This is a genomic window from Neobacillus bataviensis (assembly GCF_019969725.1).
Genome location: NZ_JAHXYW010000004.1, coordinates 121,692 through 142,798 on the forward strand (window position 1 = coordinate 121,692; position 21,107 = coordinate 142,798).

The window sequence follows — 21,107 nt, forward strand, 5'->3', positions numbered from 1 at the left end:
TGTCACTTTTACGTACTAAAGTGAAGGTAGAGGTGCGAGCTTCAAAAGTAAGGGTTCTGAGAAGGATGAGCTTCCATGACGAGCCTTGAAAGGGGATGTTCGCCGAAGTGAAGAAAGTCTCATTTCTTTCTTTGCTGGTCCTGTATTTAATAAATGCCGGATTGTCAAGGCTATTGTCTTGGAGAGCTATCTTACATTGTAGGCGCAAGATTTTTTTGTGTTTATTAAGCAATGAGATACTCTCTCATTGCTTTTTTTATTTTTTCCAGGGAAAACTATAGCAATCATTTGAAAGTAGGGGAAAACGAACATGGGGCTTATTGTACAAAAATTCGGGGGGACTTCCGTAGGAAGCGTCGAGAGAATTTTAAATGTAGCAGAATGTGTTAGAGAAGAAACCGAGCGGGGAAACAAGGTTGTTGTTGTCGTTTCGGCAATGGGAAAATCGACGGATCAGCTCGTCAGCTTAGCAAAGGAAATCTCCGCGCAGCCTAATAAGCGGGAAATGGATATGCTTCTTTCTACCGGGGAGCAGGTGACTATCGCGTTATTGAGCATGACTTTAAACCAAAAAGGCTTGGAGGCTGTTTCTTATACTGGCTGGCAAGCAGGAATCGTGACTGAACCTGTTCATGGAAATGCAAGAATTTCAAAAATCAATACTCAGGCGATTGAAACCCAGCTTAATGATGGGAAGGTGGTCATTGTTGCCGGCTTCCAAGGAATTACCGAAGAAGGTGAAATCACCACTCTCGGACGCGGCGGCTCTGACACGACCGCAGTGGCTTTAGCTGCTGCTTTAAAAGCCGATAAGTGTGATATTTATACGGATGTTACCGGAGTATTCACAACGGATCCTAGGTATGTGAAAAACGCTCGTAAATTATTATCCGTGTCTTATGATGAAATGCTTGAGCTTGCTAATTTAGGAGCAGGTGTGCTGCACCCTAGAGCAGTAGAGTTTGCCAAGAACTATAATGTCCGATTAGAAGTTCGTTCTAGTATGGAGAAAATTGAAGGAACAGTAATTGAGGGGGAAGCTACAATGGAACAAAACTTAGTCGTCCGCGGAGTCGCATTTGAAGATGAAATTACACGGGTAACCGTTTTAGGACTTAAAAATTCATTAACAAGTCTTTCTACAATTTTTACAACACTTGCACAGAATCACATTAATGTCGATATTATCATTCAAAGTACAACCGAAGCTGGTACAGCCAATTTGTCATTCTCTATCCACACAAACGATTGGGTTGATACGTTAAAAGTCCTAGAAAACAATAAGGCAAGCCTTGGATATGAGCAGCTTGATGCTGAGAATAAACTAGCCAAAGTATCAATTGTAGGTTCTGGCATGATTTCCAATCCTGGAGTGGCCGCACAAATGTTTGCAGTATTAGCTGAGAACAATATTGCTGTTAAAATGGTCAGCACATCTGAGATAAAAGTTTCAGCAGTTGTAGAAGAGAAAAATATGCTGAAAGCGGTAGAAGTATTGCACGACGCATTTGAACTTGGGAATAACTAAAAAATAGTGAAAGGCACCTCAATGGAGTGTGCCTTTCACTATTTAAATTGAATCTTTCTTATCCCATTTGACAGTGAAGCGGACGGTGTTGGATTTTTTGACTGGATGTTCGAAGGTTTCGGCTATGGCTTCCTTTTGCAGCTCGATTTGCTGGGCAAGGAATCCTGCTTCCAGCTGAAAAAAGTTTTCTGCTTTTGATTTGACACGGGACACTAGAAGTGGACTAGATAGTTCGAATTCTATCTCATTTTTATTTTCATGATTGATGGATAACTGTCCCCAGGAAGCATTGGCAAAAAATTCAACCATTTGACCATAATCGGATAAAGGAAATTTACGTGCTAGCCTTTTGCCCGCCCAATATAAAATTTCTGGCGTATCTTTTCCTAAAATCTCTGGCAAAAGAACTTCTCGGATCAGTTCATAACCGAAGGTAGATATGGTTCTTGGTTCTTCAATAGGTTGTTTGAATTCTACGACTGTACTATCTTTCACTTGTTTCCCCTCTTTCTATCATTCTATTATATACAAACTATGTTACAATTCAGTACCGTTTTTATAAAATAGCGCTTACATTTTGAAGGGATTTTTTGTTATATTACGATATTATCGCTCGTTTCCTATCATAATTATCATTTCCTAAAAATTTTATTTTCCAACCGTAAGATGTTGGAAATTTTAATGTAAAAATCTAGATTATTTTTAAAATAAAACCAATCAAAAATGAATGCGCTTTCATTGTCTATTATAATATCAATATATAATAAAAACTTTATTTTTTACCAAAGATTTGTGTATCCGGTTTCTTGACGCTCTATGATGATGGGAGTAAAATGGACATGTCACATTATTGTCACAATGGTGCTAGGTTACATATTCTTTAAAAAGGATTGAAGAAAGGAAAGTACTTAACATCATTTTAAAAATTAAAAGGGGGTAAATGTATGGCGAGTAATCGAGAGTTTTTTAATCGGAGATTGCATTCATTGCTGGGAGTTATTCCTATCGGGATTTTTCTCATGCAGCACCTAGTAGTTAACCATTATGCAACAGTGGGAGTCGAGTCTTTCAATAAGGCTGCGAACTTTATGGGGAATCTTCCTTTCCGCTATGTCTTAGAGACAGTAATTATTTATTTACCATTGTTATTTCATGCAATTTATGGGCTTTATATTGCTTTTACTGCCAAAAATAATACTAGCAGATTCGGATTTTTCAGAAACTGGATGTTCTTGCTGCAACGTGTCACAGGCGTAATCACGCTGATCTTTATTGCATGGCATGTATGGGAGACTCGTGTTGCTGCCGCTTTTGGAAATGAAGTTAATTTTCAAATGATGCAGGATATTCTTTCTTCACCATTCATGTTTGGATTTTATATTGTTGGGATTATTTCAGCTATTTTCCACTTTGCAAATGGTTTATGGTCATTCATGGTTAGCTGGGGCATCACTGTATCGCCACGTTCACAGGTTATTGCAACATATGTGACAATCGTGATTTTCTTAGCACTTTCCTATGTTGGAATTTCAACTTTGTTAGCATTTGTATAATAGTTCACATTTACATTTGTTCGGAAAAAATAATTGGATTTTGGATTAAGGGAGTGAGTTAAATGAGTAAAGGTAAGGTAGCCATAGTCGGCGGCGGTTTAGCAGGCTTAATGGCAACAATTAAGGTAGCGGAATCCGGAACACCAGTAGAATTGTTTTCGCTTGTTCCTGTTAAACGCTCTCACTCTGTTTGTGCCCAAGGCGGTATTAATGGAGCAGTAAATACAAAAGGTGAAGGTGACTCCCCGTGGATTCACTTTGACGATACTATTTATGGCGGAGATTTCTTAGCAAACCAGCCGCCTGTTAAGGCAATGTGCGATGCAGCACCTGGAATCATCAATTTATTTGACCGGATGGGAGTTATGTTTAACCGTACCCCTGAAGGACTTTTAGATTTCCGTCGTTTCGGAGGTACACAGCACCACCGTACAGCGTTTGCCGGTGCAACAACTGGCCAGCAGCTTCTCTACGCATTGGACGAGCAGGTTCGCCGTTTTGAAGTAGATGGATTAGTAACCAAGTACGAGGGCTGGGAATTCTTAGGAGCAGTAATCGATGACGAAGGCACTTGCCGCGGACTTGTTGCTCAAGACCTAAAAACAATGGAAATCCGTTCTTTTGCCGCTGATGCCGTCATTATGGCATCTGGTGGACCTGGAATTATTTTTGGAAAGTCAACGAACTCTGTAATTAACACTGGTTCAGCTGCTTCCATTGTTTATCAGCAAGGTGTTTATTATGCGAACGGTGAAATGATCCAAATTCATCCTACCGCTATTCCTGGCGATGACAAGCTTCGTCTTATGAGTGAATCAGCACGTGGTGAAGGCGGACGAGTTTGGACTTATAAAGATGGTAAGCCATGGTACTTCCTAGAGGAAAAATATCCTGCTTACGGAAACCTTGTACCACGTGATATCGCAACACGTGAAATTTTTGATGTGTGTGTAAATCAAAAATTGGGAGTTAACGGCGAAAATACAGTTTTCCTTGATCTTTCCCACAAGGATCCACACGAATTGGATATTAAACTAGGCGGGATCATCGAGATTTATGAAAAATTCATGGGTGATAATCCACGTAAAGTACCGATGAAAATTTTCCCTGCGGTTCACTATTCAATGGGCGGCTTATGGGTTGATTACGATCAAATGACTAATATCAAAGGTCTATTTGCAGCAGGTGAGTGTGATTATTCACAGCACGGCGCTAACCGTCTTGGAGCAAACTCCTTACTTTCAGCGGTTTACGGCGGAATGGTTGCAGGACCAAATGCAGTTAAATATATCAATGGACTAGAAAAGAGTTCCGATGCTGTTTCTTCTTCTGTCTTTGACCGTCATGTAAAAGAACAAGAAGATAAGTGGAATTCGATTATGTCATTAAATGGAACGGAAAATGCTTACGTTCTTCATAAAGAGCTTGGTGAATGGATGACTGATAATGTAACTGTTGTTCGTTACAATGACAAGCTGTTAAAAACAGATGAAAAGATTCAAGAGCTCATGGAGCGCTACCAAAATATTAACATTAATGATACATCTAAATGGAGCAACCAAGGTGCAGCCTTCACACGTCAATTACAAAACATGCTGCAAATGGCTCGTGTTATCACACTTGGCGCTTACAATCGTAATGAAAGCCGTGGTGCTCATTACAAGCCAGAATTCCCAGAGCGTAATGATGAGGAATTCATGAAAACAACAATGGCTAAATTTGTAGATTCACAATCTGCTCCAGCTTTCCATTATGAGGACATCGATGTATCCTTGATCAAGCCACGGAAGCGCGATTACACTACAAAGCATTAATGAAAGGGGAGTAGGAATAAATGTCTGAGAAAAAAATGGTAAAATTTATTATCCAACGTCAGGATAGCGAAAATGCCGCTCCATATGAGGAGACTTTTGAAGTTCCTTATCGTCCGAATATGAACGTTATTTCTGCGTTAATGGAAATTCGTAAAAATCCTGTCGATGCCAGTGGAAAAGCTACTACCCCAATCACTTGGGATATGAACTGTTTAGAGGAAGTTTGCGGTGCTTGTTCAATGGTTATCAATGGCAAGCCGCGCCAATCCTGTTCCGCTCTTGTTGATCAATTGGAACAGCCAATCCGTTTAGCACCGATGAAAACATTCCCTGTTGTTCGTGACCTTCAGGTTGACCGCAGCAGAATGTTTGATGCTTTAAAGAAAGTAAAAGCATGGATTCCAATCGATGGAACTTATGACCTAGGTCCTGGACCACGTATGCCAGAAAATAAGCGTCAGTGGGCCTATGAGCTTTCAAAATGTATGACATGCGGTGTATGTCTAGAGGCGTGTCCGAATGTTAACAGCAAATCCAACTTTATCGGTGCACAGCCATTATCTCAGGTTCGTCTATTCAACGCCCATCCAACAGGAGCAATGAATAAGGCTGAGCGTTTAGAAGCGATTATGGGTGACGGTGGGCTTGTAAACTGTGGTAACTCACAAAACTGCGTTCAATCCTGCCCGAAAGGTATTCCGTTGACTACTTCAATTGCAGCATTGAACCGTGATACAACGATTCAATCATTCAGAAGATTCTTCGGAAGCGACCATCAATAATTTTGTTTATTAACCTTCTTTTCATTTTTGAAAAGAAGGTTTTTCTGTTTTTAAGCTTGAAATCTTTGTTATACTTGTAAATATGAAAATACCTTTTAAAAAAGGCAGGTACCCTAACGTGAAAGCTAAGTTTCCGCTGTTCATCATTTTTATTGGTCTCGTTCTTTTAGGCATCGGTGCCTGGCAATATATTGATGTTAAACTCCAAACGAAAGCTTCTCTAAAAGAGGCTAAAGAGATGGTGCTAGATCAGCCTGCCGATGCAAAAGTGCAGCATCAAAAACATGAAGCGCCTAAGATGGGGGAAACGGCCGGTCTTTTAGTCATTCCCAAGATTAAAGCAGAGCTAGCGATCGTGGAGGGCACCGACCCGGATGATCTTGAAAAAGGCGTCGGCCATTATAAGGGCTCATTTTTTCCCGGAGATAAGGGGCAAATTGTATTATCTGGGCACAGGGACACCGTATTCCGCCGCTTAGGTGAATTGAAAATTGGCGACTCCCTGAAAATGCAAATGCCATACGGGAACTATACCTATGAAATTACCCATACCAAAATTGTTAAATCCGATGACACCAGCATCATTACCTTGCAGCACGAAAAGGAAGAATTGATCCTCACAACCTGTTACCCTTTTAGATACGTCGGGAATGCCCCGAAACGGTATATTATTTATGCGAAGTTGAAAAAGCTTAATTAATATACAGTTCATTGCACGTGAAAGGAAAAATCCTGTGTGTGCGGGCTTTGTCGGCAGGGGAACAATCGTTCAGATCTCCAAAAAGACAGGCAAAGGGTTTCCGTAGACAGAGCAACAGAAAAAATTGCTCATAAATAATGAAAAAATTAGCATATAATTTTATTTTCCTTTAAAGAAATATAGTCACTCCAATTGCCTTATGCACATAAGATATGGTGACTAAATATATACCCACCCCCGGTGCATAACTGGCGAAGGCAAGGAGGGTCACATTACTTGAAGGAGAATGATTATACTCACAAGCCATTACTCACCAAACGCGAAAGAGAAGTATTCGAACTGTTAGTACAGGACAAAACAACTAAGGAAATCGCTGGTGAACTTTTTATAAGCGAAAAAACGGTTCGAAACCATATTTCGAATGCCATGCAAAAGCTTGGTGTAAAGGGGCGTTCTCAAGCTGTTGTAGAGCTCCTTCGAATGGGAGAGCTCGAACTATAACAATGACCGGCATCCTTTTTGGAGGCCGGTTCATTATTGTTCATAAAATACTCTTCGATTATTTCAACTTGAAATTTTAGCGAAAAAAGTAGAAAATAAGTACAAGCATTAAGAATATTTATTAAAAAATAGATAAACTAGTCTTGGGAGAAGCTTTTTATATAGGAGTGTATGAATCATGAAACTCGATAATACCGAAAAAATTAACGGGGAAATTGTCGCCAATATTGAAAAAGATTTACGCTATATATCTGGAATCATCAAGCAAAAAGGAAGAGAAATGCTAAGCAATTATAAAATTACTCCTCCGCAATTTGTTGCCTTGCAATGGCTGTTTGAAGATGGCGATATGACTATCGGTGATCTTTCAAATAAAATGTATTTGGCCTGCAGTACAACAACGGATCTTGTAGACCGAATGGAGAAAAATCTTCTTGTTGAACGAGTGAAGGATCCAAGCGACCGTCGTGTGGTCAGAATCCATCTGCTTGAAGAAGGTAAGAGAATTATTGATGAAGTAATTAAAAAGCGTCAAGTTTATTTGGAAGAAATATTAGACGATTTCTCAATGGAAGAAATTCAATTTCTTCAAAAAAGCTTGATGAAACTTCATCAGGAAATGCGGTAAAAGAGGCGAGTAATTTGAAACAACCAATTGGTGTAATCGATTCAGGTGTGGGTGGATTAACCGTTGCCAAAGAGGTAATGCGGCAGCTTCCTAATGAGAAAATCATATATTTGGGTGATACCGCCCGCTGTCCGTATGGGCCACGGACACCTAGGGAAGTAAAAAAATTCACATGGGAATTGACCACCTTTTTACTAGAAAAAAACATTAAAATGCTTGTAATTGCTTGCAACACGGCAACGGCTGCAGCTCTTGATGAGATTCGAAAAGAACTATCGATTCCCGTTCTTGGGGTCATTAATCCAGGCGCAAGAGCAGCTATCAAGCGGACGAAGAACTACCGGGTTGGGATTATAGGTACAGAAGGGACGGTTAAAAGTGGTGCGTACGAAAGGGCACTTAAATCACTTAATAGCCGACTTTTTGTGACTAGCCAGGCCTGTCCCAAATTCGTCCCACTTGTTGAGAGTAGTGAGTTTGGCGGCCCCATTGCAGAGAAAATAGTCGATGAGGCATTAAAACCGCTCCAAAATCAAAATTTGGACACGTTAATTTTAGGCTGCACTCATTATCCGCTATTGGAACCATTAATTAAAAATGTTATGGGTGACAATTGCAGTGTCATTAGTTCTGGCGATGAAACAGCAAGGGAAATTAGTGCTATTCTGCAGTATAATGGCTTGCTGGAAACGTGTGAGGAAGAACCGGCGCATGAATTTTATACAACCGGATCAAGAAGGATTTTTTCAAAAATTGCTTCACAGTGGCTGGGAATCCCGATAAATGAAGTAAAGAAAATTAAACTTTAGAGTTCTCAATTTGAGAGCTCTTTTTGTATGGAAAAAATTTTTAAAAGATGTTCTATTTTTCTGTCCTAAGGCGGTCTAATTTTTTCCTAGGCTCGTATACATATTAGTACAAACTGTCTTAGGGGGGAATTAATTTGTATAAAAATAAAGCAAAAATCCTTGGTTTAACGGTGCTGACTTCATCAGTGCTGCTATCTGGCTGCGGCTTGTTTGGCGGTGAAATACAAAAGAAAATTGATCCGCCAAAAACAACACAAGTAGTCGATAAAAAAGAAAATACAGAAACAGCGGCTGCGAAGAAGGCCAACGCTGAAAACACTGTTCAAACAGAACTATACTTAATTGATAAAAACGGCTATGTCGTTCCACAAACAATTGCTCTTCCGAAGACAGCTTCAGTAGCCAAGCAGGCCCTTGAATACTTAGTGGTGAATGGTAAGGTAACAGACCTGCTCCCAAATGACTTCCGTGCCGTCCTGCCTGAGGACACGGACATGTCAGTTAATATTGATAAAGACGGAGTAGCGACCGTTAATTTTTCAAAAGAATTCAAGGATTACAAAGCAGAAGATGAAAAGAGGATTCTTCAATCGATCACATGGACACTAACACAATTTGATAATATTAAGTCAGTTGCTCTTAAAATGAATGGAACCCCATTGACGAAAATGCCTGTGAAAGGAACTCCAATCAGCGAGCATCTTTCAAGAGCATCGGGTATTAACATTGATACAACGGATGTAATGGATATTACGAATACGAAGCCTGTAACCGTCTATTACATAGGTGGAGAGGAAGAAGGCTCCTATTACTATGTACCGGTAACCCGCCGTGTCCCTGCCGGTGAAAAGGATAACATTACTGCGGTAGTAAACGAATTGATTCAAGGGCCTAGTGAAAATTCAAACCTAGTCTCTGAGTTTATGTCTGATGTAAAGCTCTTAGAAGCGCCTAAGATTGCCAATGGTCAGGTGACGTTAAACTTTGATGAAAATATTTATGGCAGTTTTGAAGAAAAAGAAATCTCTCAATCATTACTAAATGCGCTCGTGCTTTCCTTAACGGAGCAAAAGGACATTAAAAAAGTGGCCATCCAAGTTAAAGGCAAGGCAGAGCTGAAAAATGATGAAGGGAAAAAATTAACTGAGCCGGTAACTCGTCCAGAAAAAGTCAATACAGGTAGTTTCTAAAAAATAATTTTTGTTATACTATATAGTGACCATGAAAGAGGTTGGCTTTTAAAGGCCGCCTCTTCTTTATTTGGCATGCAGTAAATGAAGGGGGCGTATGTTATGCGTGTTGATGGCAGGGAGCAATTACAGCTAAGGCCAATACATATTGAAACAAACTATTTAATGCATCCTGAAGGATCTGTCCTCATTTCCGTAGGGAATACGAAGGTAATTTGTACGGCGAGCATCGAAGATCGAGTTCCGCCGTTTATGAGAGGCGAAGGCAAGGGTTGGATTACAGCCGAATATTCGATGCTTCCACGGGCAACGGAAACGAGGAATATTAGGGAATCCTCAAAAGGAAAGGTCACCGGCCGGACAATGGAGATTCAGCGATTAATTGGCAGAGCACTCCGTGCAGTAGTAGACCTTAATGCCCTTGGCGAGAAAACGGTCTGGATTGATTGCGATGTCATCCAAGCAGACGGTGGCACTAGAACGGCTTCGATTACAGGTGCTTTTGTTGCGATGACTATAGCAATCAATCGTTTATCGGAGAAAAAATCTTTGTCAAAGTTTCCTATAATCGATTATCTAGCGGCTACCAGCGTTGGAATTTTACAAAAAGGCGAAACGGTTCTCGACTTGAATTATGCTGAAGATTCCAAGGCACACGTCGATATGAATGTCGTAATGACAGGCAGCGGTGAGTTCGTCGAATTACAAGGGACTGGCGAGGAATCTACTTTTTCTTATGAACAGTTGCAAGGCTTACTCCATGCTGCACAGGAAGGGCTAATGGAGCTGTTTGAACACCAAAAAACGGCCCTTGGCGAAGAGATTACGAAGAAAATAGAGGGCCGGCGAAAGAAATAGCTGATATTCGATTTCAAATAAGCCTAGTAAAGAGGAGATTATGATGAAAGAAGTTATAATTGCTACTAAAAACCCGGGCAAAGCAAGAGAGTTTGAACATATTTTTGCCCCTAGAGGATTTTCGGTCAAAACCCTGCTAGATTTTCCCGAAATCCCTGAAGTAGAAGAAACAGGCTCAACCTTCGAAGAAAATGCCATTTTGAAGGCGGAGGCTGTTTCACAGGCGCTAAATAAGATGGTGATTGGTGACGATTCCGGCCTAATCGTGGATGTATTAGAAGGCAGACCAGGAATCTTTTCCGCCCGCTATGCAGGAGAGCCTAAAAACGATCAAAAAAATACAGAAAAAGTTCTGATTGAATTGAAAGGCGTTCCTGAGGATGAGCGAACTGCCCGTTTCTATTGTGCATTAGCAGTGGCGGTTCCGGGGCAAGAAACCTTCACGGTGTCAGGCACCTGTGAAGGGCGTATATTAGAAGAGCAACGTGGTACTAATGGTTTTGGCTATGATCCCGTCTTTTATGTTCCTGATAAGAGCCGTGCTATGGCTGAGCTTACTTCTGATGAAAAAAATAAAATCAGCCACAGAGCAAATGCACTTAAAAAGCTGGATGATGTCCTGGATGGTTTTTTAGAAAAGGCTAATGAGGCATGAGCAGGGTTTTAGTCGTTAGCGATAGTCATGGATTGACAAAGGAACTCGAGATTTTGCGGGCAAGGCATTTGAAAGATGTCGATTTGATGATTCATTGCGGCGATTCACAATTGATGCCGGATGATCCATCCATTTCCGGTTATATAACCGTAATGGGAAACTGTGATTTTGGCGGAGGGTACCCGTTAGATACGACCACCGAAATTGCCGGCAGAAAATTCTTCATTACCCATGGACATCGATATTCTGTGAAAACATCTTTGATGAATTTAAAGTATAAAGCACAAGAGGTTAATGCCGATATCGTCTGCTTTGGACACTCGCATGTCCTAGCTGCGGAAGTGATTGGCGGAACGCTGTTCTTAAATCCAGGAAGCATCCGTCTTCCTCGTGAACGATTGGAAAAAACATATGTTATTTTGGATTTATTGGATGATAGAATAAAAATGTCCGTATTTGAAACGAATGGACGGGAGATCTCAGATCTTTCTCGGGAATTTAAATTACCTCAAAAATGATTTTGAAACCGATTAGTGACCGTGCAGGGGAAAAATAACTTTGTACGGTCACTAAGAAGGGTTTATAATGCCCGTGAACCAAGAAAAAGATGTTCGACAGTCGTTTAGAGGGTTTCATAATGCCCGTGAACCAAGAAAAGGATGTTTGACGGTCGTTAAGAGGGGCTCATAATGCCCGTGAACCAAGAAAAGGATGTTTGACGGTCGTTAAGAGGGGTTCATAATGCCCGTAAAACAAGAAAAAGATGTTCCACGGTCACTTAGAGAGGTTTATAACGCTCTTGAAACGAGAAAAAACGTGTACCTAGTCATTAAGAACGATTAAAATTTTCATTTCGAAAACTTAAACTAAAATAAAAATAAAAAAAGTAATAAAATCCGTTGACTTTTAGTTATTAGGATAATATAATAAATCTTGTCCTTGATAATTAAATACGTCCCAGTAGCTCAGCAGGATAGAGCAACGGCCTTCTAAGCCGTCGGTCGGGAGTTCGAATCTCTCCTGGGACGCCATACTACATACCATAAAACCGCAAGGTTATCGCTTTCTAGCCCGTCAAATGAAACAGTCAGTGTATCGGTCAATCACCGAAACGACTTGAAATTTGGCGCAGCTAGGAGGCTTTTTTTATGTCAAAAAAGAAGAGCGTATTAACCATCACGGAGGACCTTAGCGGATTATTTAACGAGCGTCCTACGGAGAGGAAACCGGAGCCCGAGCGATTAACCATCGAAAAGGCTCTTGCAACGATTACACGGCAAATGGAGATCAGCGGAAACCGTCCGCGGACCATTAACGATTATTCTGTTTACGTCAATCATTTCGCGGTATAAACTGGCGTTTTATACTTAAACGAAATAACTGCCGAAACCATTTACGATTGGCTGGCCGGCATGGATGTCAGCAATCAGACGAAGTTAACGCGTGTAAAGTGCCTGAAGGCGTTTCTAAGCCGTTGTTTTGCGAATGGGTGGGTAGAGGCGCAGTTTTGGAAACCGATTAATATAAAGGTCGACAACAACGTTAAAGAGGGCGCTACCGAGCGAGAAATTAAAATGTTGCTATCGGTGCTCGATTTGAGCGACTTCGTTCAGCCCCGCGATGCAACAGCCGCCTTGCTTATGTATAAGACCGGCATCCGGATCAATACGATCGTGCATCTCGAGAATAAGCATATTGACTTTTCGGCCAAGCTATTGCGCTTAGATGGCGCGATAATGAAGAATCACGAACAGTTTTTGCTGCCGTTCGATGATACGCTTAACAAATTGCTTACGGTGTTGATACGCCAGAATGACGCCATTAGGCGCGAGTATTTCAGGAAAAATGAATACGTCTTTATAACGATGCAGGGCGGAGTGATTGCGAATAGTCCGTCTTATAACAATATACAGAAGCGTCTAAATAAGTACGCCCGAATGTATGGGCTTCGCAATATTAATCCGCATGCACTGCGTAGAGGATTCGCCAAGTCATTGCTGAGTAAAGACGCTAACATTGCGGAGATATCGAAAGCGTTAGGTCATAGTAATCTCGCGGTCACAACGCAATACTTGCACCTCGATAAAGAAGAAACAGCGGAGAGTCTACGGAAGTATTTATAACGAAAACCATTGCGTCACCTTAACGGGTGGCGTTTTTTTTGCTTAGGATTATTAGGATTAGTCGACGAATCTCCTTTGGCGGCACGATAAAAAAGAAAAAGAAACGATACAGCCAATATTGATAAAATAAAAAAGATAGTAAAAGGGGTATTTATAACATGATCATATATCGAATTAAACATTAGATTTCTCCTTAATCAAAAAATGAAAAACCACCCTTATATTCAAAGGATGGCTTTTCTACCCAATTTATTTCCATAGGAGGAATCCTACATTAATATTATCGCTTTAATAATCTCTCTATATACATATAGAACATTCGTTCGTATGTAATAATAGCGAGGTGATATTATGGCGATAAGAGATCGCGGAATACAAAAGTGGCAATTTGCGTATGGCATGCCGGAATTAATTAAGACGCAGCGGGATATGTGGCGAGATACAGAGCGCATGAGTAAGCCGATTATTGACGAACACTAGGCGGAAGAGTTTGACTTGCGGATAGCCTACGTAATGGAATACGGCCATTCTGTGAGGCTTAGCGTATGGGATGACGGTTTCACTTCGGAGATAAGCGGCCGTGTTCATTATGTTGATCCATTGACGAAAGAACTGCGGATAGAAGTAAAGGACGGAGAGTTTGAGCGAGTGGCTTTCGATAGGGTTGTCGGAGTGAAAGTTTTAGGCTGACGTTCTTCAACTACCATGAAAATAAGTTTCCTTTAGATATGAAAAAAAGACAATACTTAAGATCGCTAAAAAAAGAGGAGGGCGTGACTGGATTAAGGTCAGCCTCTTGGTTAACATTACCAAACATATACGAAAAAGCACATCATACCTTTAATCTTGTAGATAAATTTTACTAAAGAAGGTGGGTAAGTTGTCGGACCATAAAATGAGCAATTTAGCAGTTTCTTTAATTGTAAACGGTGAATTTACGAATAGCATATTAATCTCAAATGAAATGCTGATCGAAATAGCGGTTAATCTTCGCGAAGAAGGGAAATGTTCCGTTCATTTTGCAGACGAAATTGTAGAGGCCGAAGGGATTGTCATTTTAGCAAATGGTTTCAGACACGGAATTATAATGCTACCTAATATAGTTAACAATTAGAATGCCACATGCAGGCTAAAGTTTTCATTTTTTATAAAATATCACTCTTTCTTCAACAAACGGGTTGAACAACGGCACGACCTTACGCATATACCTACCAGGGGTATATAATAGAAGGAATGCGGTATATTACGATAATAACGGGTAATATCACGTAATGTACATGTGGATACGGTGGCATACTGCGGAGGGGTTGCCGCCAGTGCGTCCACCTATTCAAAACAATACATATTCGCAATATCATTAGCACGAGGCGGCTGGGGCGGAAGGTGGTCCAGAACTTACGGGGGGAGCTGATCGGAGGGGCTACGCTACTTAATCGTAATCATTCCGTTATGCATTAACCGTGGGAAATACCGGAGATACTGGCGGATATATGCCGGGATAAACCGCGCCATATCAACGCTGCATAAAATCCTGCATATCGATATTATCTGCGTAATGATTTGACGTTAATATGATAAATGACCGCTCAATCTTCTCCCATTCCTCCCGCGTTGATTCGCAAAAATCCTCGGACATGGTTACACCTCGCGGCGCATCAGCAAGGCAACGCCAGGTCTTAAGTTCAAGTGAAGCATTAGAAGCTTGCTGGGAAAAGAAAATGCGAAAAAATTTAAAACCTTCTCCTTATCTAGAAGGTTTTTTCTTTGTGTGTGTCAAATATTACCTTTGATGGTAAAAAATTAATATAATAAAAGGTTGTGATTTCATGAAATAAAGCAGGGTTGATCATGTAAGAGTGTACATATCAACTGAAAAGGAAATAATAAAAGATAAAAATTTGATTTTCAATGATGTAAAAAAAAAAATTAATAAACTTGATAGTGGTATGATCGTTCACACGTCAATTAGTAATTGGATTAGAGAGTCATTTAACAAACACAAACAGGTTGTTCAAGATGAAAAAACTGTTCTAGTTGATTTGAACCTTCCAAGAAATCAATTTCCTATCGATGAATTGGAGTATGAGGGTAAGATTTATCCATTTTCAAAGACACGTCTTTCTGTAAATAATGCTCATTCTGATGATGCATTTATTACGTATTTATTTGACGGAGGAAAAGAAGAATTTGATTTAAATCGATTAGTTGATGAATACATAGAGATTCTTAAAAAAGATGAAGTATTCGCAGCAATCAAAAAAACAAAATGGCCTAAAGGTTTTACGAATAAAGGGGATAAAGAGATATTTGAAGAGTGATTTACTCCTTCCAATAGTCTCCTAATCTTCAGTTATGCTAACCGTGTTACAATGATAGGCGAGGTGTTTTTCTATGTTCATATCGCCTATGTTACTGCATAAATCAGATCATCCGTTCGACTCAACTGATTACATTTCCGAACTAAAACTCGACGGCATCCGCGTCATATATTCTGTAGACCAAGCAGGCAAGGTACGTTTATATAGCCGCCACAATAACGAAATCACATCGAAATTCCCCGAGTTACACAGCCTCGAAATTCCGCCAGGTACCGTGCTCGATGGCGAGTTAATCGTTAGTGACGACGCAGGCAAGCCGGACTTCGAGGCGATGATGGGCCGGTTCATGTCGTCGCGAGATAATACTCCGATTACTTTCGTAACCTTTGACGTAATCCAGCACGAAGGACAAAGAGTAACCAATCTTCCGTTGCTTGAGAGTAAGGAATTACTTGCGGACATTGTACCGACAGATTCAGACCTAATTGCCAAGACGCAATTTATTGAAGGGCGTGGCGAGGCATATTTTGACGCAATAAAGGCGCAGAGCCTCGAGGGCATCGTTTTAAAGCGAAAGGATTCGCGCTATGAAGTCGGCAAGCGGTCGCATTCGTGGTTAAAGGTGATCAATTACCAATACGCTGATGTGTTCGTCGTTGGCTACCGCAAGCAACCGAAGGATTTCGGCTGGCTGCTACAATTTAATGATGGCCGCTATGCTGGCGTCATGGAGCTCGGTGTGCCTGCGAAAGAACGTACGAAGATTTACCGAGCGCCGATTGTAAGTGAAACGGATGACTTTGCGTACATTAATCCGATCAAGTGCCGCGTCAAATATCGTAATTTAACAAAGGCTGGCTTGTTGAGGCTACCAGGTTTTGTAGAGTGGGTCTAGCGCCCACTCTTTTTTTGATCACTTATTCAACTAAAGTCCTCGTTTTTTTAAGTATATAATTTCACAATCTTAGAGCAATATTAATTTCATATTACGTATTTTTCATTTATACTTCATTTAATCTGATACCACATAAATAGACCCTTAAGTTCGAAAATTATATTGAGATTAGTTTTAATCTCGAATGCTTTCTAATTTACAATAAGTCTGTTTTAAATGGAGGGATAAATGTGAAAAAAAGTGAGTCTAATCTTCCTAAAGAATGGATTGAGTTAGTAAAAGAAGCAATGAAATCTGATATTACTAAAGAAGATTTTAAGATTTTTTTAGAAAAAGAAAAAGAGAAAAGGAAAAACCATAAATTATAGCAGAGTTTAAAGTTAACTTACATAGTTGCTTTGTAGGTATTGTGCCTCTCCTTATTTTTTAAGGTTTGGGACGGGTCTTATTTGGTATTGATTTTTTTCGGTGTTACATAAATTTATTTGCATGTTAGTTGAATAAGCACCTTTTCTATTGTTGTACATAAATGACGTTATTTTGACATGTTTATTCCGATTTATGTCGAAGTTTTTGGGATTTTTTCCAAACTGTATCAGAAAGAAATATAGTATTATTACATTAGTATTAATTGTTTTAGTGCTTTATCACTATATTACGATAAAGGCAAACCTGTACGAAAGTCAGGGACGCAAAGCCACAGGTCTAAGGTACTTTTATTACTATTGATCGCTGGGTTGCCTAATTTTGGAGGCTATTTTTGTGTCTGTAAACACTATCTTAAAAACTGAAAAAGAATTAGATGAAGAATGGCTAGACCTCATTTGTGAAGCACGAGATTTAGGAATTTCAATTGATGAAATTAGAGATTTCCTACAATCATCATAGACCTATTACGGTCTCTTTTTTTTACCATTAAAAATTGCACAATATCAATCAATTTCTAATTAAACCAATTGGGATTGTTAATTTCACTTATTGCACCAATATGCCTCGTTAGTTGAAATACGAAGGGCTTAAGAAGCAGCCGAAAATTAGTGAAATAAAGAACTTCTAACAATGAATGATTCCAAACAGATCATTAAAATTTATCAGAATATATCAAATAAAAAGCCTCAGTGATTTACCGAGGCTAAATGTCGCGAGATATTTCTTCGCGCCTTTTCTTTGCGTTATATGTATATTCACCTTCTTTACCTTCGAGATAATGCGAAACTGTGACCGCCATAAGTCCGATAGGCAGCGTGACCGCCAAAACAAAACCAGCGTAAAGCCAACGGTAAGGATGCGGAGCCTCTTCCGATACAAAATCGATCGCACTTATGTCGATTACCTTTAGTGAAGTTACGATATAAATAGCGATAATAGTACCAACAGCAATGGCGAAGTAGCCAGCCCATTTTAATGCGTTTGACATGCGACTCCTTCCAATTCATATTGGTAGAAATTTAAACTTATTGAATTATATGTAAAATATCGGTATTTAAGCTATCAAAAATGTAAAAAATGGATAACCCTGCAGAATTGGAGTAGTACGAAGGCTCCCGGTAAAGTGAGGAAAGTAAGGACAGAGAAATTTCGGTTTTAGTTTTTTTAAGTTTGAGCACCCTATCCGCTTTTCTTCTATAAAAATGTCGTGTTGTATTAGAAACGGTCGAAAGTTCGGCAAATGACCGAATCAGTGTCCGTTTCAATCAACGGTTAGCCATGCGGATAGGTAATTAAGCGGTCGGGAGTTCGAATCTCTCCTGGGACGCCATACTACATACCAATCATTATACTCACCCATACCGGTGAGTTTTTTTTGTGCCTCATTTATGCTACAATATTTTCCATGACACGCAAAAGGACGGATTTTTATGAAAAAACGGGAAAAGGCAAAACGAATCGATAATGTCATTTTCTTTCCCGGAATTGAAAAAAGATTAACAGATAAAGGCTTAGAGAGCCTGCATAATAAAAAATTTCAAGAAGCTATTACCCTTTTAGAAGAAGCAAAAGAACTAGATCCAGAAAATGACGACATCCTAATCGGACTGGTTCTTGCTTATTTCGAGGCAGGATCCTTTAAAAAAGCAAGAAAGCTCGCCAACGAAATGCTCTTAAAAGGAATTGGCGACTATTTTCAAATGGTAGACCTTTATTTAACAATCCTTATCCAGCTCCATGAATACCAAGAAATTGTCTCTACCATTGAAGCCTTGTTAGAAGAAAAAGAGATTCCATTAGATAAACATGACCATTTTTTAACCATCCTCCAATTCAGCCAGAGAATGGCGGAGAGTCGCAAGCTGGACATAAATGAACCCGAGATTGAGGAAAACCATCCACGGCAGTTGAATCTTTTATCATCAAACAATCTAAATGAACAAATGCTGCTAATTTCGAACCTGGCAGAAAAAAATATCCGCCCCTATGTTCCTGAGATTGAAGAATACCTCATAACAGAAGAAGGGCATCCATTTCTTAAAACGATTTTGTTAACGCTGCTCAAAGAGCAAGAAATCGATCGGGAGTTAAAAATAACAAAATTCTCACAAGAAAACACAGTCATCCCCACGCAATTGCCGGATGTTAGACAACAGCCCAGAATGATCCAAATTAAAGCTCTACTAGAAAATCAACTTGAAAGCAGTGACCCTATACTCTTTGAAAATATCAGCGGCATGATTGAACGGATATTTTTTATTAGCTATCCCTTTGAATTACCACCAGCGAATTCTGCTTCCTGGGCTGCTGCCTTCTACACGTTGGCACAAGAATACATGGGAATTGATCCAAAAATAACCAAAGTAACTCAAGAATATGGGGTAACACAGCAAGAAATAGAGCAAGCAAGAGACCAAATTGAGTTAATTGAGAAAATTTCTTATCCTAATATATAACCTACAGTGTTGAAACACAGCAATCCTGTGTTATAATGTAGGGGTTGCATTGTGTAAAAAATTATATTTTACATTAAAAAAGTGGAAATATGACTTATTGGACAAGACATATTTCGATTCTTAATTCGTTACGAATGAAATGAGAATAGATGTTGGAGGGAAAATAGGTATGACAGCAAAATGGGAAAAATTAGAAGGAAACCGCGGCGTCCTTACAGTTGAAGTAAGTGCTGAACAAGTAAGCAAAGGTTTAGACGAAGCATTCCAAAAAGTTGTTAAGCAAGTAAACGTTCCAGGCTTCCGTAAAGGAAAAATGCCTCGCGGTATGTTTGAAAAGCGTTTCGGTGTAGAATCACTTTACCAAGACGCATTAGATATTCTTCTTCCAGAAGCATATGGCAATGCAATCGACGAAACAGGAATCGAGCCAATCGACCGTCCTGATATCGACATCGAACAAATGGAAAAAGGCAAAGATCTTATTTTCAAAGCAACAGTTCAAGTTAAGCCTGAAGTAACATTAGGCGAATACAAAGGCCTAGAAGTAGAAGAGTTAGATACAAACGTAACTGACGAAGACGTTCAAAAAGAATTAGAAACACTTCAAAACCGTCACGCTGAGCTTGTTGTGAAAGAAGACACTGCTGCTGAAAACGGTGATACAGTTGTTATCGACTTTGAAGGATTCGTTGATGGCGAAGCATTCGAAGGCGGCAAAGCTGAAAACCACTCTTTAGAACTTGGATCAGGATCTTTCATTCCTGGCTTCGAAGAACAATTAGTTGGTGTTAAAGCTGGAGAATCTAAAGATGTAGAAGTAACATTCCCTGAAGAATACCATGCAGCTGAGCTTGCTGGCAAACCAGCTACTTTCAAAGTAACTGTACACGAAATCAAAGGCAAAGAGCTTCCTGTATTAGATGACGAGTTCGCAAAAGATGTTGACGATGAAGTGGAAACATTAGATGCATTAAAAGAAAAAATCAAAACTCGTTTAGAGGACAGCAAAAAGCATGAAGCAGAACACAACCTTCGTGACACTTTAGTGGAAAAAGCTGCTGAAAACGCACAAGTAGAAGTTCCTGAAGTAATGGTTTCTAATGAAGTAAACCGCATGCTTCAAGAGTTCGAACAACGCCTGCAAATGCAAGGTATGAACCTTGAGCTTTACTTCCAATTCTCTGGTCAAGACGAAAATGCACTTCGTGAACAAATGAAGGAAGAAGCAGCAACTCGCGTTAAAGTGAACTTAACACTTGAAGCAATTGCAAAAGCGGAAAACCTTGAAGCAACTGACGAAGATGTAAACGCTGAGCTTGATAAAATGGCTGGTATGTACAACATGTCAATTGATGCTATTAAACAAGCACTTGGCGGCGTAGAAGGAATCAAATCTGAACTTAAATTCAAAAAAGCGATCGACTTTCTTGTTGAAAACAAAAAGTAATTTTTATAAGTAATCGCAGGGCACGATTTTTATCGTGCCTTGTTTTATACATTTTTTCAATTACATATTATAATTATGTCAGGGAAACCTTTTTAATATCTAGCTTCAGCTCCTAAGGGCTCGAGGTCATAAGCCCCTGGTCAAGGCGCTTCAGCTTTTATTTACAATGGGCAGGAAAATCAACATTACATATCGAATTAATAATTTCCAAAGAGCTTTTAGATTTAATTTCAAAAAATATGGCAAAGATTAATGAGTACATAAGTTTCAAATGGTGCTTCTCCAAACAAATCAAAACATAAAGCATTTTAGTTCCAGTCCATTGGCCAAATATGATACAATGCAGAATACATACCATTTTAGAAATAGTTTGAACTCGGCTTTTGTTTGGATGATCCACCAGCTTCAAAGAAGGATATAA

General features: G+C 39.7%; 24 protein-coding genes, 1 tRNA gene, 1 pseudogene and 2 riboswitches. Of the genes and pseudogenes, 23 read left to right on the top strand and 3 right to left on the bottom strand.

What is annotated here, in order from left to right:
* Positions 1-19: 19 nt before the first annotated feature.
* Positions 20-197: riboswitch (Lysine riboswitch) on the top strand.
* A gap of 113 nt (positions 198-310) precedes the next feature.
* Positions 311-1,528: an aspartate kinase gene (locus LC455_RS11820; RefSeq protein ID WP_223591072.1), complete on the top strand. Its 1,218-nt coding sequence runs from the start codon at positions 311-313 to the stop codon at positions 1,526-1,528.
* Between the two features lie 42 nt (positions 1,529-1,570).
* Here the strand turns inward: LC455_RS11820 and LC455_RS11825 are convergent, their stop codons facing one another.
* Positions 1,571-2,023 (bottom strand): YslB family protein, encoded by a 453-nt coding sequence (locus LC455_RS11825; protein WP_223591073.1) that lies wholly within the window; start codon positions 2,021-2,023, stop codon positions 1,571-1,573.
* A 449-nt stretch (positions 2,024-2,472) separates the two neighbouring features.
* Here LC455_RS11825 and LC455_RS11830 point away from each other — a divergent pair, with 449 nt between their 5' ends.
* From LC455_RS11830 to LC455_RS11900, 16 genes and pseudogenes are all read left to right on the top strand, one after another.
* Complete coding sequence (locus tag LC455_RS11830) at positions 2,473-3,081, top strand: succinate dehydrogenase cytochrome b558 subunit (protein ID WP_223591074.1); 609 nt, start codon at positions 2,473-2,475, stop codon at positions 3,079-3,081.
* A gap of 62 nt (positions 3,082-3,143) precedes the next feature.
* A complete protein-coding gene (gene sdhA / locus LC455_RS11835; protein ID WP_223591075.1) occupies positions 3,144-4,895 on the top strand; it encodes a succinate dehydrogenase flavoprotein subunit in 1,752 nt (583 codons plus the stop codon).
* Between the two features lie 20 nt (positions 4,896-4,915).
* A complete protein-coding gene (gene sdhB, locus LC455_RS11840) occupies positions 4,916-5,677 on the top strand; it encodes a succinate dehydrogenase iron-sulfur subunit (protein ID WP_223591076.1) in 762 nt (253 codons plus the stop codon).
* Between the two features lie 118 nt (positions 5,678-5,795).
* Positions 5,796-6,377: a class D sortase gene (locus tag LC455_RS11845; RefSeq protein WP_223591077.1), complete on the top strand. Its 582-nt coding sequence runs from the start codon at positions 5,796-5,798 to the stop codon at positions 6,375-6,377.
* 276 nt (positions 6,378-6,653) lie between these two features.
* A complete protein-coding gene (gene gerE / locus LC455_RS11850) occupies positions 6,654-6,878 on the top strand; it encodes a spore germination transcription factor GerE (protein WP_026572264.1) in 225 nt (74 codons plus the stop codon).
* Between the two features lie 178 nt (positions 6,879-7,056).
* Positions 7,057-7,506, top strand: a complete 450-nt coding sequence (locus LC455_RS11855; RefSeq protein ID WP_223591079.1) for a MarR family winged helix-turn-helix transcriptional regulator — start codon at positions 7,057-7,059, stop codon at positions 7,504-7,506.
* 14 nt (positions 7,507-7,520) lie between these two features.
* On the top strand, positions 7,521-8,315 hold the full coding sequence (gene racE, locus LC455_RS11860; protein ID WP_223591081.1) for a glutamate racemase: 795 nt from the start codon (positions 7,521-7,523) through the stop codon (positions 8,313-8,315).
* 134 nt (positions 8,316-8,449) lie between these two features.
* Positions 8,450-9,505, top strand: a complete 1,056-nt coding sequence (locus LC455_RS11865) for a GerMN domain-containing protein (RefSeq protein WP_223591083.1) — start codon at positions 8,450-8,452, stop codon at positions 9,503-9,505.
* 102 nt (positions 9,506-9,607) lie between these two features.
* On the top strand, positions 9,608-10,363 hold the full coding sequence (gene rph / locus LC455_RS11870; RefSeq protein ID WP_223591084.1) for a ribonuclease PH: 756 nt from the start codon (positions 9,608-9,610) through the stop codon (positions 10,361-10,363).
* A gap of 43 nt (positions 10,364-10,406) precedes the next feature.
* Complete coding sequence (locus tag LC455_RS11875; RefSeq protein ID WP_223591640.1) at positions 10,407-11,018, top strand: XTP/dITP diphosphatase; 612 nt, start codon at positions 10,407-10,409, stop codon at positions 11,016-11,018.
* Positions 11,015-11,536: a metallophosphoesterase family protein gene (locus LC455_RS11880; protein WP_223591086.1), complete on the top strand. Its 522-nt coding sequence runs from the start codon at positions 11,015-11,017 to the stop codon at positions 11,534-11,536. Before LC455_RS11875 ends, LC455_RS11880 begins: the two co-directional genes overlap by 4 nt.
* A 436-nt stretch (positions 11,537-11,972) precedes the next feature.
* Positions 11,973-12,049: transfer RNA gene (locus LC455_RS11885), tRNA-Arg, on the top strand.
* Between the two features lie 117 nt (positions 12,050-12,166).
* Positions 12,167-13,141, top strand: a pseudogene (locus LC455_RS11890) (tyrosine-type recombinase/integrase).
* A 351-nt stretch (positions 13,142-13,492) separates the two neighbouring features.
* Positions 13,493-13,621 carry a hypothetical protein gene (locus LC455_RS31395; protein ID WP_263297761.1) on the top strand — a complete coding sequence of 43 codons (129 nt, stop codon included), beginning with the start codon at positions 13,493-13,495 and terminating at the stop codon, positions 13,619-13,621.
* A gap of 15 nt (positions 13,622-13,636) precedes the next feature.
* Positions 13,637-13,831, top strand: a complete 195-nt coding sequence (locus tag LC455_RS11895; RefSeq protein WP_223591088.1) for a YolD-like family protein — start codon at positions 13,637-13,639, stop codon at positions 13,829-13,831.
* Between the two features lie 190 nt (positions 13,832-14,021).
* Complete coding sequence (locus LC455_RS11900; protein ID WP_223591089.1) at positions 14,022-14,255, top strand: hypothetical protein; 234 nt, start codon at positions 14,022-14,024, stop codon at positions 14,253-14,255.
* A 399-nt stretch (positions 14,256-14,654) separates the two neighbouring features.
* On the opposite strand, the gene LC455_RS31400 is transcribed toward LC455_RS11900, so the two are convergent.
* Positions 14,655-14,777, bottom strand: a complete 123-nt coding sequence (locus LC455_RS31400) for a hypothetical protein (protein WP_263297762.1) — start codon at positions 14,775-14,777, stop codon at positions 14,655-14,657.
* A 220-nt stretch (positions 14,778-14,997) separates the two neighbouring features.
* Between LC455_RS31400 and LC455_RS11905 the strand changes: the two genes are divergently transcribed.
* The 4 genes from LC455_RS11905 to LC455_RS11920 all read left to right on the top strand — a co-directional run bounded on the left by LC455_RS11905 (position 14,998) and on the right by LC455_RS11920 (position 17,242).
* Positions 14,998-15,459: a hypothetical protein gene (locus LC455_RS11905; RefSeq protein WP_223591090.1), complete on the top strand. Its 462-nt coding sequence runs from the start codon at positions 14,998-15,000 to the stop codon at positions 15,457-15,459.
* Between the two features lie 73 nt (positions 15,460-15,532).
* A complete protein-coding gene (locus LC455_RS11910; protein WP_223591092.1) occupies positions 15,533-16,354 on the top strand; it encodes an ATP-dependent DNA ligase in 822 nt (273 codons plus the stop codon).
* Between the two features lie 230 nt (positions 16,355-16,584).
* Positions 16,585-16,722, top strand: a complete 138-nt coding sequence (locus LC455_RS11915; RefSeq protein ID WP_223591094.1) for an anti-repressor SinI family protein — start codon at positions 16,585-16,587, stop codon at positions 16,720-16,722.
* 287 nt (positions 16,723-17,009) lie between these two features.
* A riboswitch (cyclic di-GMP riboswitch) is annotated at positions 17,010-17,099 on the top strand.
* Between the two features lie 17 nt (positions 17,100-17,116).
* Positions 17,117-17,242, top strand: a complete 126-nt coding sequence (locus tag LC455_RS11920) for an anti-repressor SinI family protein (RefSeq protein WP_223591096.1) — start codon at positions 17,117-17,119, stop codon at positions 17,240-17,242.
* Between the two features lie 244 nt (positions 17,243-17,486).
* Here LC455_RS11920 and LC455_RS11925 read toward each other — a convergent pair whose 3' ends face one another.
* Positions 17,487-17,771, bottom strand: coding sequence for a hypothetical protein (locus LC455_RS11925; protein ID WP_223591098.1), 285 nt, complete (start codon positions 17,769-17,771; stop codon positions 17,487-17,489).
* Positions 17,772-18,213: 442 nt separating this feature from the next.
* Here LC455_RS11925 and LC455_RS11930 point away from each other — a divergent pair, with 442 nt between their 5' ends.
* Positions 18,214-19,239 carry a tetratricopeptide repeat protein gene (locus LC455_RS11930; RefSeq protein ID WP_223591100.1) on the top strand — a complete coding sequence of 342 codons (1,026 nt, stop codon included), beginning with the start codon at positions 18,214-18,216 and terminating at the stop codon, positions 19,237-19,239.
* A 169-nt stretch (positions 19,240-19,408) separates the two neighbouring features.
* Positions 19,409-20,686: a trigger factor gene (gene tig, locus LC455_RS11935; protein WP_223591102.1), complete on the top strand. Its 1,278-nt coding sequence runs from the start codon at positions 19,409-19,411 to the stop codon at positions 20,684-20,686.
* Positions 20,687-21,107: the final 421 nt, after the last annotated feature.